At 41.9% G+C, this 13,485-nt stretch carries 9 protein-coding genes and 1 tRNA gene; 6 read left to right on the top strand and 4 right to left on the bottom strand.

The features are described 5' to 3' along the window. Positions 1 to 354: 354 nt before the first annotated feature. From slyA to Q4533_RS19220, 3 genes are read left to right on the top strand one after another with little or no spacing between them, the layout of a single operon-like run. Complete coding sequence (gene slyA / locus Q4533_RS19210; protein WP_017059069.1) at positions 355 to 822, top strand: transcriptional regulator SlyA; 468 nt, start codon at positions 355 to 357, stop codon at positions 820 to 822. A 12-nt stretch (positions 823 to 834) separates the two neighbouring features. Beyond that, positions 835 to 1,896 (top strand): HlyD family secretion protein, encoded by a 1,062-nt coding sequence (locus Q4533_RS19215; protein WP_017059068.1) that lies wholly within the window; start codon positions 835 to 837, stop codon positions 1,894 to 1,896. A gap of 60 nt (positions 1,897 to 1,956) precedes the next feature. After that, complete coding sequence (locus Q4533_RS19220) at positions 1,957 to 2,988, top strand: DUF2955 domain-containing protein (RefSeq protein ID WP_303503843.1); 1,032 nt, start codon at positions 1,957 to 1,959, stop codon at positions 2,986 to 2,988. Between the two features lie 64 nt (positions 2,989 to 3,052). On the opposite strand, the gene Q4533_RS19225 is transcribed toward Q4533_RS19220, so the two are convergent. Continuing rightward, the gene (locus Q4533_RS19225) at positions 3,053 to 3,652 is read right to left on the bottom strand and encodes a glutathione S-transferase family protein (protein ID WP_303503847.1); all 600 of its coding nucleotides are present in this window, start codon (positions 3,650 to 3,652) and stop codon (positions 3,053 to 3,055) included. Positions 3,653 to 3,710: 58 nt separating this feature from the next. Then, on the bottom strand, positions 3,711 to 7,121 hold the full coding sequence (locus Q4533_RS19230; RefSeq protein WP_303503845.1) for a PAS domain-containing hybrid sensor histidine kinase/response regulator: 3,411 nt from the start codon (positions 7,119 to 7,121) through the stop codon (positions 3,711 to 3,713). A 186-nt stretch (positions 7,122 to 7,307) separates the two neighbouring features. On the opposite strand from Q4533_RS19230, the gene acs reads away from it, so the two are divergent. The 3 genes from acs to Q4533_RS19245 all read left to right on the top strand — a co-directional run bounded on the left by acs (position 7,308) and on the right by Q4533_RS19245 (position 11,602). Continuing rightward, a complete protein-coding gene (gene acs, locus Q4533_RS19235; protein ID WP_102436553.1) occupies positions 7,308 to 9,260 on the top strand; it encodes an acetate--CoA ligase in 1,953 nt (650 codons plus the stop codon). A 254-nt stretch (positions 9,261 to 9,514) separates the two neighbouring features. Next, on the top strand, positions 9,515 to 11,269 hold the full coding sequence (locus tag Q4533_RS19240) for a DEAD/DEAH box helicase (RefSeq protein ID WP_102476140.1): 1,755 nt from the start codon (positions 9,515 to 9,517) through the stop codon (positions 11,267 to 11,269). A 72-nt stretch (positions 11,270 to 11,341) separates the two neighbouring features. Continuing rightward, on the top strand, positions 11,342 to 11,602 hold the full coding sequence (locus Q4533_RS19245; RefSeq protein ID WP_076536809.1) for a GrxA family glutaredoxin: 261 nt from the start codon (positions 11,342 to 11,344) through the stop codon (positions 11,600 to 11,602). 101 nt (positions 11,603 to 11,703) lie between these two features. Here Q4533_RS19245 and Q4533_RS19250 read toward each other — a convergent pair whose 3' ends face one another. After that, complete coding sequence (locus Q4533_RS19250) at positions 11,704 to 12,855, bottom strand: DcaP family trimeric outer membrane transporter (RefSeq protein ID WP_102436557.1); 1,152 nt, start codon at positions 12,853 to 12,855, stop codon at positions 11,704 to 11,706. A 291-nt stretch (positions 12,856 to 13,146) separates the two neighbouring features. Then, positions 13,147 to 13,222 (bottom strand) — tRNA-Lys (locus Q4533_RS19255). Between the last annotated feature and the right edge of the window lie 263 nt (positions 13,223 to 13,485).

Genomic DNA, 13,485 nt, shown 5'->3' on the forward strand with positions numbered 1-13,485 from the left:
CATGAGTATCTGCCTATCCTTGACTCTCTATAGAGTACGTGTTGATAAGCAGTTACACAAAATTAGTTACAGTCTCAACCTAGTCTTGGATATCCTTGCTAAATACTTTTAATTCTTTTTCATTGGTGTTTAGATTTCAACTTTTACCTATTGAATTATCCATTCTTGTTGCTGACTATTACGACTTAAGTATTAACATAAAATGATACATCTATTTGTTTGAAATTTATTCTCTTTTCTATCATTGCCTTAGCGTTATATATAACACTAGGGCAATCACTGCGATAAAAAATCAATTTACTTAGCGTGCTAACCAAGTATAATAGTTAGCACGCTAAGTAAATGGGAACCATGATGCAAAAAGAATTCGACCATATGAAAGAGCTATCACTGGCAGAACAATTGGGGCGTCTGCATCGCTTATGGCGCACCGCTGTTGACATTGAACTTGCCCCTTTAGAGTTAACTTACCCACGCTGGACAGCCTTATGGAAACTGTGGCGATTAGGCGACAACCTCAGTCAAAAAGTATTAGCCAATGCCTTAGAAATTGAACTGGCCTCTTTAATGCGCACCTTAGCCCAATTAGAACAGCAAGGGCTCATTGAACGCCACTGTTGCCCCCATGATAAACGCGCCAGACTTGTCAATTTGACTCCTGCTGGACTAGATTTAATAACGAAAGTCGAAGTAACAATTATCAATATCCGTAGCCAATTGCTCTTAGGCATAAATGCTGAAGAACTTACTGAGTTTGAAAGAGTAATTAATCTGATTGGTAATAATGCGTTAACCAAATTAGCTAAAATGACAGACAAGTAAGTGAATACAAATATGACACCAGATCAACAATTTTCGCGGCTAACAAAAATTGCCTTAGCAGGCTTTATGCTAGTATTTGGTTACTTTATGTTTGCTGATGCGACTATGCCATTAACGCCGCAGGCTATGGCAACTCGGGTTGTGACTAAGGTTACCCCACAAGTTAATGGCCGCATTAAAACTATTGCTGTCACTAATAACCAAGTTGTTAGCAAGGGTGAATTACTGTTTGAAGTAGATCCTAGACCGTATAAGTTAGCGGTAGATGAAGCGCAGTTGGCTTTAGAGCAAGTCCAGCAAGATAACGCTGAGCTAGATGCCTCTTTGTTAGCGGCGCAAGCTGATGTCAATGCCAGCCAAACCACATCACAACAAAAGCGCAGCGAAGCAAAGCGTCTTGATGCACTGTACAAAACTAATGGCGTATCCCAACAGCAACGCGATCAAGCTGACAGCGATGCCGCTGCGGCTGAAGCAAATTTGCTGGCAACCCAAGCCCGTTTAAAGCAATTAGAAGTGAGCCGCGGTGTTTACGGTAACAATAACTTAAAAGTACGTCAGGCCGAAAATCGCTTAGCCCAAGCCAAATTAAACCTGTCTTATACCCAAGTTCATGCGGATCAAGACGGCACAGTTACTAACTTGCAAATCATGGTCGGCGGCTTTGCGGCCATTGGCCAGCCACTACTGGCTCTTGTTTCTGATGATGTGGATATTATTGCTGATTTTAGAGAAAAGGCATTACGAGATGTCTCAATTTCATCTAAAGCCCTTGTTGCGTTTGACGGTGAACCAGGCCGTTTATATCGCGCCCACGTCAGCAGTATTGATGCTGGGGTTAGCGCCGGACAGTTCGATGCCAATGGCAGTTTAGCGACTCCGCAACAATCTGATCGCTGGGTCCGTGACGCCCAAAGAATGAGATTGCATTTACAATTAGATAATGACGAAGTCATGAGAACATTGCCAACGGGGGCACGGGCGACGGTGCAGATAATGCCAGAAAATAGTTTGCTGAACTTATTAGCTCATGGGCAGATTAAAGCCATCAGTATGCTGCACTATATCTATTAACATCATACATTTGATAGATGCGCTATTTTAAATATATTACAGCGACACAAGGCAACAATCATGTTACTAAGATTTAATCCCATGACAGCCAATGATTTACGTCAATGTCTACGTATTGCCACTGGTGGCACGATTGGCTTTACTTTGTGCAAACTGTTCGGCTTTAGTAATGGGGTGTTTTTCACTGTGACCCCTATGGTATTACTTGGGCTAGCACCTATGCTTACCGCCCATGTTGCACGGCAGGTGTTGGCGTCTTCTGTCACAGCTGGATTAGTGGTAGGCGTTATCGGTGGTTTATTTGGTGGCCATCCAGTCTTAATGACCCTGATTATTTTTGGGGTGTTTGTTGGCTTTTTTACCGCCATGACCCGCGGTAGTTTTTTTCTTTATGGTGCCAATAGTTTACTTAATCTGAGCATCATGCTTAATTTTGCCAGTTACCCTGATACCGATTTAAACAGTCTAATCGGCGCTAATCTGGGCGCCACAATACTGGCAATCATTATCGCCTATATCATGGTCTCGTTAATCCCTGATGTTGAACCCAGAAAATTGCAAAAACCACCAGCAAAATCAGTAAATCGAATGCGACATGAAGTATTACTGGGGGCAACTATCGCCACAGCATCTTTTATCGTGTTCCAGATATTTAATCTGCAAGACTCTATGTCGGCGCAAGCTGCCACAATTTTATTACTTTATCCGATGCATTTTACTGGGGTATTAAATTATGCCCTTAAACGTGCGATAGGTACCTTTCTTGGAGTGACATTCGGTGTGTTAGCCCAGTTGTTTCTCTATGATTGGTCGGGGCTGCTTATCTTAGTAGTGCCGGTTTTATGGTTCGGATTAATGCTATTTAGCCAAGTTCATGTTAAAGAAAAAGTCGGCGCAGGCGTTGGTTTTGGAGCGATGACCACGCTGGGCATTTTATTCGGCCAATACCTTACCCCGGGTAGCGATCTGATATATAGCGCACTTTACCGCATTAGTAGTATTTTGGTTGCCATAGTTGCGACCTTATTACTGTGTTACATCATGCACGCGTTGCTCAACCGATTTGCTGCTACGCGCTTAAGTGATGGGTAATGGGTAATGGGTAATGGGTAATGTTGACAATGATTTAGCTGGTCAGATATAAGATCGCGATTGATTAATCGAGCATGGAGACAAAACCCGCTTGTGACTCAATATTAGCTAACCATTGTTGAATATTGGGATAAAGCGATAAATCAAAGCCACCCTCATGGGCTACATGGGTGTATGCATAAAGCGCAATATCAGCAAGGCTAAACTGTTCGCCGATCATAAATGCCTGCCCAACTAACTGGTTATCAAGTAACTTTAACACCTTATCCCCCTGAATTTGCAGACGTTCAAACTCAGCTTGTCGCTCTACTGGCATACCTTGGTAAAGCTTAATAAACCTTGCTACAGCAATACAAGGTTCGTGGCTGTATTGCTCAAAGAACAGCCATTGATACATTAAGGCTTTATTAAATTCATCGCCAGGAATTAACGCCGACCCAGCAGCCAAATAACCAATGATGGCATTAGACTCGGCTAACACTCGACCATCATCTAGCTCAATAACCGGTAACTTACCGTTTGGGTTTTTAGCTAAAAAAGCCTTGGTTTGGGTGCCACCGGCCATGATATCTATGTCAAACCATTGATAATCAATTTTAAGTAGCGCCAAAGTGAGCTTTATTTTGTAACAGTTACCTGATTTTTCATCGCCATAGACAGTTATCATTGCTCATCCTTTTGCTGTTAGCGCTCTCTATTTCATTTATTAACACTGCATCGGCCTACTTCACTAAACTTGATATTAACGCCCGTAATGCCGCTGGTTTAATCATTTTGGCCATATAGTGATAACCACGCTTTTGTACATCCTCAACCAAATCCTTATTCGTATTAGCCGTTATCAAGATCCCGGGTAAATGCTCACCGTAGCGCGAACGAATACCATCCATAGCATCGACGCCATTTTGATTGTTATCTAAATGGTAATCAGCTAAAACGATATCAGGAGCAACCCCTTTAAGGCCAAGTTTAATACGAGCATCAGCTAAATCGGTTGCACAAATCACCTCGCACTTCCAGCGAGTTAATAAGCTTTCAAGCCCTGCCAATATCGCCTCTTCATTATCAATACAAAGCACTTTTACCCCAGCTAATGGCTGAGTTAAGCTTGGCACTGGTTTAGCTGATTTTTCACTGATGGTTTCGCCTAAAGGCACGATAATTGAGAACACTGAACCTTGACCAAGCTTTGATGAAACCTGAATGTGATGATCTAACACCTTGCTTATTCGATCAGCAATAGCGAGCCCTAAGCCTAAGCCGCTGACATTTTGGCTACTGGGATGATTTAAGCGTTTAAACTCTTTAAATATCTCTTCTGTTTCATGCTCATCAATGCCACAACCTGTATCTAACACCTGAATTTCGAGATACTTTCCTCGGCGGCGACAACCCAACAGCACTTTACCGCCTCTAGCATAGCGGTAAGCATTGGTTAAAAAGTTTTGTAATATACGCCTCAGTAAGGATAAGTCTGAGTTGACAGTGGCATTACAGGGGATCATATTGAAGCGAATTTGAGTGTCTTTTGACATAGCCTCAAACTCAACAGCAAGACCTGTGAGTAAGTCAGCAATAGCAAAATCTCGGCGGTTAACCTCCACCATGCCTGAATCAAGCTTTGATATATCCAATAAATCAGTTAATAACTCCCCCGCTGTTCGCAAGGAGTTGTTGATATGGGATAAAGTGGTTTGCCCTTCTAAATCAAGATTCGGGTATTGCGCTAGTGAAGCAGTAAACAATCTTGCAGCATTAAGCGGCTGCATAAGATCATGCCCAACGGCCGCAAGAAAACGACTTTTTGACGCATTAGCCATTTCTTCTTGGGCTTTTGCTTCTAGTAGTTCGCTGTTAAGCATTGCCAGTTCATAGGTACGTTCTTTTACTCGACTTTCAAGGGTTTCATTGGCTTCTAGTAAGGCTTTCTCTTGCTCACGGTATTGGGTGATATCGGTAAAGGTCATCACAAAGCCGCCATCTGGCATTGGATTACCTTGAATTTTTATCACTTTACCGTCTCGGCGTTGTCGCTCTGAGGTATGCTCTGTGCCCGCGCGCATATGCTGCACTCGCATTTCTACTTGAGCATCAATTTCACCCTCTCCACAATAGCCTCTGCCAGCGTTAAAACGTACCACTTCACTAATTGGCATGCCTTGCTTTAAAAAACCGTCAGGATAATCATATAGCTCGGCATATTTATAATTCCATGCGACCAAGTTTAAATCTTTGTCCACCACACTCATGCCTTCATAAGCATGTTCAATGGCGCCGCGTAACATGTCTTGGCTTAACATCACCTTGGTTGACGCTTCATCCACTAAACTAAAGACTTCATCAAGGGCTAAATCGCGACCTTGTAACACCGAGTCCATCACCAGTGAGGCGCTCGATGCTCCTAGCACACCTGCAAGCATATGCTCTGTGTGTGAGATTAACGCTTCATCAGCCACTTTATGCCAAGAATCACTTCTTACCGCAGCTGGCGAGTATTGACTAAAGCTTTCATAAGCGCGGGTTGGACTAACAAAACGACTGGCAAGAATTAATAAATCTTGTTGAGATATCGCCCCATGTTTTCGGTTACTGTCCTTTTTAATAATGCCTGGATTAATAAAATGGCTGGCTTGAATGCGCTCAGCTACCCCAGCTCGAAACCACAACGAGCCTAAAATATAAAAGGCAATATTGGCTAATAGCGCCACTAAAGTGTCATCCACTTCCGGGCTAATAGACGCTAAGATCCCAGTATCGCCCACTAAGCCTACGCTGCGCTCAAATAAAATATAACACCACAATGAAAAGCCTACTGCTAAACCTAAAAACACCCCAGCACGGTTACCATACTTCCAATACAAGCCACCTATGAGTGCGGGTGCTAGCTGCGCAAAAGCACCGAATGATAGCTGCCCAAGGTGAGATAACGATTCATTACTACCAAATATTAAGTAACTAAAATAACCCAAGGCCAAAATAATGATGATGGCTAAACGGCGCGCATTTAATAAAAAACGCGCAAATTGATTGAAATTAGTGCCAGTGATTTTACCAGTACGTAGCATAACTGGAACTAACCATTCGTTACTGATCATGACACTAATGGTCACAACAGCAACAATCACCATACCCGTCGCTGCTGAAAGCGTGCCTAATAAGGCAATAACGGCGAGAACAGGCTGATCTAATGCTAAAGGCAGGTTAATCACATAAGTGTCTGCCGCCACGGTATCACCAAGTAATAATTTACCAGCAAGGGCTAATGGCGCCACAAATAAGCCAAACATGGCCAAATACAAGGGAAAGATCCAGCGGGCTTTTTTTAACACCCCTTCTTCTGCACACTCAACTACCATCACATGAAATTGCCTTGGCATACACATAAAGGCGGCAATCCCCACCAGCATTTCCGGTAAAATTGAAGCGATATTTAAAGTGCCATGGTTGATGAGTTCTTTGTCTTTCGCTTGTTGCCAGATATCATCAAAACCATCAAAAAAACCATAAGTAATCACCACACCGACAATCAAAAAGGCGACTAATTTAATCAGTGACTCAAAAGCGATCGCTACCATCATCCCAGGATTATGTTCGGTGGCATCCAATTTACGAGTGCCAAATAAAATCGCAAATATAGCCAAAATGAAAGTAATCACCAAAGGGATACTGACGCCATTTAAAGGTAAATTATCAGGTTGAAATAAATTAAGGCTAAATACCATGGCTTTAAGTTGCAGCGCAATATAGGGCATGATGCCGCATAGTGCTATTAGGGTCACTATGGCAGCAAGGGCTTGGGATTTTCCATAGCGCGCGGCAATAAAATCGGCTACCGAGGTTATATTTTGCGCTTTAGAGACTAAAACCATTTTGCGTAATACCCCAAAACCCAGGGTAAAAATTAAGATTGGGCCAAGATAAATCGGCAAGAAAGACCATAAATCGTTCGCTGATTGACCTACTGTGCCAAGGAAGCTCCATGAAGAACAGTAAACAGCTAGACTTAAGCCGTATATCCATACTTGAACTTTATTAGTGATTTTACTAAACCAACGTTCAGCGCCCCAGGCCAGTATAAACAGTAATGACACATAGCAAATTGCAATCACAGCAACGACTAAGGTTAAATTCATAGCTTTCTCTTTTTATTATATTCGCTTATTAATTATGCAATAATTTTGCGTTATTTGCATGAGATGTTAACACGCGCAACAAGCTAAATATTAAGGATATTTTAAAACTAGACCAAGGTCTAATGGAGTTAACATCATCATGCAGAGGATACTTTCATAACGCAAATTTTGACAAAGGGAAGCCATATGAGCTCGCAGTCTCTCTACAAAGTACCAGCCGATTTCGCTAAAAATGCACTGGTCGATAATGATAAGTATAAAAAAATGTACCAAGAATCTGTGGTTAATCCTGAAGGTTTTTGGAGAGAACACGGTAAGCGCATCGATTGGATCAAGCCTTATACCAAAATTAAACAAACCTCTTTTGATGATCATAACCTGTCTATTGAGTGGTTTTATGATGGCACATTGAACGCATCTTCAAACTGTTTAGATCGCCATTTAGAAGATAATGGCGACCGCGTAGCGATCATCTGGGAAGGTGACGATGCCAATGAACAGCGTAAAATCACTTATCGTGAACTGCATACTGATGTGTGTAAATTTGCCAATGCTCTACGTAGCCAAGGGGTTTGTAAAGGTGATGTAGTCACAATTTATATGCCTATGGTGCCTGAAGCGGCAGTTGCTATGCTTGCTTGTGCCCGCATTGGCGCGATCCATTCGGTGGTATTTGGCGGTTTCTCACCTGATTCAATTGCATCACGCGTAATTGATGGCAAATCAAAAGTCTTGATCACCGCTGATGAAGGCGTGCGTGGTGGCCGTAAAATTCCGCTTAAACGTAGCATTGATGAAGCGCTTAATAACCCAGATGTAGATTGTGTCGAAAAAGTCATTGTACTTAATCGAACTGGTGGTGATATCGACTGGGTTGAAGGCCGAGATATATGGTGGAGCGATGTCGTTGCAACGGCATCAGAGCATTGCCAAGCTGAAGAAATGGGCGCTGAAGACCCGCTATTTCTTTTATACACTTCAGGCTCAACCGGTAACCCAAAAGGTGTGTTGCATACCACTGGTGGTTATATGGTTTACGCCTCAATGACTCACGAGTATGTTTTTGATTACAAAGAAGGTGAAGTATATTGGTGTACTGCTGATGTGGGTTGGATCACCGGTCACTCCTACATGGTATATGGTCCATTAGCCAATGGCGCAACTATCCTTATTCATGAGGGAGTACCAAACTCTCCAAATCCAGCTCGTCTTGGTGAAATGGTCGACCGTCATAAAGTTAATATTTTATATACTGCACCAACGTTAATTCGCGCTTTAATGGCAGAAGGTAAAGAACAGTTTGATGGTTTTGATGGTAGCTCATTACGGGTAATGGGCTCGGTGGGTGAACCCATTAACCCTGAAGCTTGGCGCTGGTACCATGAAGTGATTGGCCATGAATCCTGCCCAATTGTGGATACATGGTGGCAGACTGAAACCGGTGGTATTTTGATTAGCCCATTACCTGGCGCCACAGATGCAAAACCGGGCTCTGCTACGCGTCCATTTTTTGGGGTTCAGCCGGCATTAGTTGATAACATGGGTAATATTCTTGAAGGCGCTGTAGATGGCAACCTTGTTATTCTTGACTCTTGGCCGGGACAAATGCGCACCGTATTTGGCGACCATGATCGTTTTGCTCTCACTTACTTTAAAACCTTTAGAGGTATGTACTTTACTGGTGACGGCGCTCGTCGTGATGAGGATGGTTATTACTGGATCACTGGCCGTGTTGATGACGTAATTAACGTATCGGGCCACCGCCTCGGTACTGCTGAAGTTGAAAGCGCGCTTGTATCACACGATCTTGTCGCTGAAGCCGCAGTTGTAGGTTACCCCCATGATATTAAAGGCCAAGGCATTTATGCCTATGTAACCTTAATTAACGGCGTTGAAGAAACTGAAGAGTTACGTCAAGGGCTACGTCAATGGGTGCGTAAAGAGATTGGCGCACTAGCCACCCCAGATTTAATTCAATGGGCTGGCGGTTTACCTAAAACACGTTCAGGTAAAATCATGCGCCGCTTCTTACGTAAAATTGCCGCAAATGAAGTAACCAACTTAGGCGATTCTTCTACCCTTGCAGATCCAGCGGTGATTGATACCTTGATAGAGTCTCGTTTAAACAAAACTCAATAACAGCAGTTTAAAATAAGAGGTTATTAAGTACTCCCCACCCTCTTACCAACCTGAGAACTCCTAACCAGATTCTCGTTGCCCCCTCACTGAGGGGGCTTTTTTATATTTATTCTGGCTTAAAACTCTATCAACTCATGCTGAAACGATATGTATTCAGCGACTTTTATTGAATAGACTGCGCCGCGCTAGCTTGTATTCATGCTACAGTACCCTGCATGATCAATATTAAATAATAAGCCATTTCATACTCACTTATGTCTGCAACCATTTCACTTCGCGATTACCAACAAGACTCTGTTAACGCTGCTATAACCCATTTTAAGCAATCTAATGACTCTGCTGTGCTGGTACTTCCTACAGGAGCAGGCAAAAGTATTGTGATAGCTGAACTAGCTCGAATTGCCCGTGGTAACGTTTTAGTTTTGACCCATGTGAAAGAACTCGTGGCACAAAATGCAGAAAAAGTGGGTTTACTCACTGAAGATGCCAATATTTATTCTGCGGGTTTAAAGCAAAAAAAAGCCCATGGTAAAACCGTGGTCGCCAGTGTGCAATCAGCAGCGCGAAAGCCCGAGCAATTCTGCCAATCATTCTCATTGGTAATAATTGATGAATGTCACCGAGTCAGTAATGATAAAGATAGCCAATACCAACAGTTATTAACTCACCTCAAAAAGATTAATCCACAAATAAAACTGTTAGGGCTAACTGCCACGCCCTATCGATTGGGTTTAGGTTGGATATATCGACATCATTACCATGGAAAAATAGGCAATGCTGACAAGCCAGTATTTGAAAAGTGCATTTTTGAATTACCTATGCGGCCGCTCATAAAAAAAGGCTACTTAACCGCACCCAAAATATTTGATGGACTAAGTGCCCAATATGACTTTAGTCAGTTAGAGCCAAGTAATACAGGTGAATTTCCGCAAAAGGAAGTTGATGATTTACTCAACCATCAAGGCCGCGCAACCACTGCCATCATAAAACAAGTACAACAATTAGCAGACTCTCGTAAAGGCGTATTAATTTTTGCGGCGACAGTTCGTCATGCAAAAGAAGTACTTAAATTATTAAATGACGATGCTGCACTCATTACAGCAGATACACCACATGCAGAACGCGACGAAATTATTAGTCAGTTCAAACAACAGAAAATTAAATTCATCGTCAATGTTGCTGTATTAACCACCGGCTTTGACGCCCCTCATGTCGATTTAATTGTTATTTTAAGGCCCACAGCATCAGTAAGCTTATTTCAACAAATGATTGGCCGAGGTTTACGCTTAGCGCCTGATAAACAAGATTGCTTAGTCATTGATTATGCCGCTAACGGTTATGACTTATATTTTCCTGAAGTGGGTCAAGTAAAACCCAATAGTAAATCTGTGCCAGTGCAAGTGCATTGCCCTGTATGCCAATTTGCCAATACTTTTTGGGGCTTGGTGGATAATGACGGTGATATTGTTGAACACTTTGGTAGACGCTGTCAGGGGCTAATAGAGGACTCGTCATCAAACATTCAACAGTGTGACTTTAGATTTCGTTCTAAAGCTTGCCCTGATTGTGGCGCTGAAAATGATATCGCGGCGCGCATTTGTCATATCTGTCAATCTACCCTCATTGATCCTGACAAGCGTTTAAAGCAGGTATTGTCGTCTCAACATCATCATTTGTTTAAATGCCAAGAGATGCAGCTTATCGAAGAAAATGGCAAGCTTGTGGTGCAATACTTTGATATTGAATCGAATGACTTTAAAGAATACTTTAATATGGACACACCAGCGCAACGCCGCGCTTTGTTTGCTATATTTATCTCTCCTCATTGTCGAACTCCCGGCATGAAGCACCCACAATATAAAAAGCCCGCCGATTTAATCGCCCATAGTGAGCACTTTAAAAAGCCGGACTTATTACTTTTGAAAAAACAGAAACATAAATGGGATTTAGTCGAAAAGTTTTTTGACTATAAAGGCCGTTATAAAACGATCACGGATAGTAGTTTTTAGTCGCTGCGCTTATACAATATCAATTCGATAAAACTTATGGTATAAATCGTCAAATCAAAAAAAGGAGTCACTATGTTTGTTGTTATTTTTGGCCGTCCAGGCTGCCCATATTGTGTTCGTGCTGTTGAATTATCAGAAAAATTAACTGCGCAACGTGACGATTTTAAATTCAAATATGTCGATATTCACGCTGAAGGCATTTCTAAAGCAGACTTAGAAAAAACCGTTGGTAAGCCAGTTGAAACAGTACCGCAAATCTTCGTTGATGAAGTTCATGTTGGCGGTTACACAGAATATGATAAATACGTTCGCGACAATAAATTAGTTGCTTAATCACCAATGATTACAACTAAGCTGCGTTGAGCGCATTTCGCAGACAATGAAAAGGGTTAATTCATTGAATTAACCCTTTTTTGTATTTAAGAAAAATATTTTTATAGAACGTATTTAGCAGAGAATAACACTCGGCTTAAATCGCCATCTACACCACTTTCTTTTTCGTTCATAGCATACATATACTCAACACCAAACGTTAACGGTTTTGTTGGTGAGTAGAGTAAGTTGATATAACCAGAGTATGAACTCGCATTGACACCATCACTTGATAATGAAGTATCGTTATCAATTTCTAGTGCAGCAAAGGTTAAACTACTACGCCATTTATCATTCCACCAATGACGGTAAGCAGCAAAGCCACCATAAGAGCTAATAGTTTGGATATCACCTGATGCATCTAAGTTACCAGCATTGGCATAGTTAAGCGCCATATAACGACCTAGGCCTTCACCATAAGTGACAGAAAACTTGAAGTCATCGTTACCTACAGGGATAACACCAGCAATACTTGCGCCGTAGCCGACTTCAGTGGAGTCAATAGCTTCAGTACCCACATTTTGCTCTACATTTAACTGTCGAACCATTGCAGCAAGTGAAATTGCTGAACCACCTTCAGACTTAAAGTTATAACGAGCAACGACATCAGGAACCATACCGCTACCACTGGTCACTCTTGACGCTGTACCATATTGGTTTACGGTTGTTTCTGGGTTTTCTACCGCAATTTGAAAGCCGCCATTGGTGTAGCGGATCATCGCTTGACGCACAAACGGCGTACCATCAGCTGCGCCCACAAAGTCTAAATTTTCAGGTAATGCACCTGGATTTTGGAAGGTAGTCCATGTTTGACCAACAGTCCAATTGTCATAACTGACAAAGGCTTGTCGAATACGCGGGGAATAACTGTTTGATACTCGCTCATTACCATCAGTATGAGTCATAAAATCAAGTTCGATAAAACCTGATAATTTATGGCCATCGAAATCTGATACAGTTTTAAAATTAAAACGCGTTTCGCGGGCTTGAAAGTCGACGACTTCCTTACCATTACCAGCTTCACCATAAATGGTACCTGGTACATAAAATTGACGAGATAAGTTTCCTGAGTCAGGTGCCCCATTGCTATAACTGCTGAACATCACATCAGCTTTGACATAGCCACCAAACTCCATTTCTGTATCTGCGTAGCTAGTACTGCTCAATAACAGTAATGAACAACCTATAGCTAAACTAATTTGTGTTTGTTTCATCATTCTCTCCCTATTCTTATCATCCATAGCAATATGACCCACTTAACAAGCAAGCAACATTAGCAATAGGTCTATTAGACAAAAGTAGGTGGAAAACAAAAAAGTTTAAATCTAAAGAATGATAAACACTTGATATGAGCAAAAACAATTTACGGTTTTAATCTGAATGAGAAAGACGGAGATATAAATATTAAAGCATTTGATGGGCTTGATTAAACGAAAAGAAACATAGGACTATCTAACAGGAGGAACTGAATCAAAGCCGAACAGGCAATCTCACTTTCAGAAAAGTGGTGGGTCGTGAAGGATTCGAACCTTCGACCAATTGGTTAAAAGCCAACTGCTCTACCAACTGAGCTAACGACCCATCTTGGTTTTATCAACACTAACGTCTTGATTGGAACAAAAGCCAACTGTCTGCTTTGAACAAGCAACTGAGCTAACGACCTATCTTGTTTTATCAACACTCATGTCTTGATTGGAACAAAAGCCAACTGTCTGTTTTGAACAAGCAACTGAGCTAACGACCCATCTAGTTTTACGTAACGATGTATTACGTCTGAATTAAAGCCTAACAGGCAATCTCACTTTCAGAAAAGTGGTGGGCCGTGAAGGATTCGAACCTTCGAC

Origin of the sequence: Shewanella sp. 6_MG-2023 (genome assembly GCF_030547195.1) — a bacterium.
Taxonomy (GTDB): domain Bacteria; phylum Pseudomonadota; class Gammaproteobacteria; order Enterobacterales; family Shewanellaceae; genus Shewanella.

Coding starts and splice junctions, on each gene's coding strand:
- slyA (WP_017059069.1), top strand. CDS start 355: ATGCAAAAAGAATTCGACCATATGAAAGAGCTATCACTGGCAGAACAA.
- Q4533_RS19220 (WP_303503843.1), top strand. CDS start 1,957: ATGTTACTAAGATTTAATCCCATGACAGCCAATGATTTACGTCAATGT.
- Q4533_RS19215 (WP_017059068.1), top strand. CDS start 835: ATGACACCAGATCAACAATTTTCGCGGCTAACAAAAATTGCCTTAGCA.
- Q4533_RS19245 (WP_076536809.1), top strand. CDS start 11,342: ATGTTTGTTGTTATTTTTGGCCGTCCAGGCTGCCCATATTGTGTTCGT.
- acs (WP_102436553.1), top strand. CDS start 7,308: ATGAGCTCGCAGTCTCTCTACAAAGTACCAGCCGATTTCGCTAAAAAT.
- Q4533_RS19240 (WP_102476140.1), top strand. CDS start 9,515: ATGTCTGCAACCATTTCACTTCGCGATTACCAACAAGACTCTGTTAAC.
- Q4533_RS19230 (WP_303503845.1), bottom strand. CDS start 7,121: ATGAATTTAACCTTAGTCGTTGCTGTGATTGCAATTTGCTATGTGTCA.
- Q4533_RS19250 (WP_102436557.1), bottom strand. CDS start 12,855: ATGAAACAAACACAAATTAGTTTAGCTATAGGTTGTTCATTACTGTTA.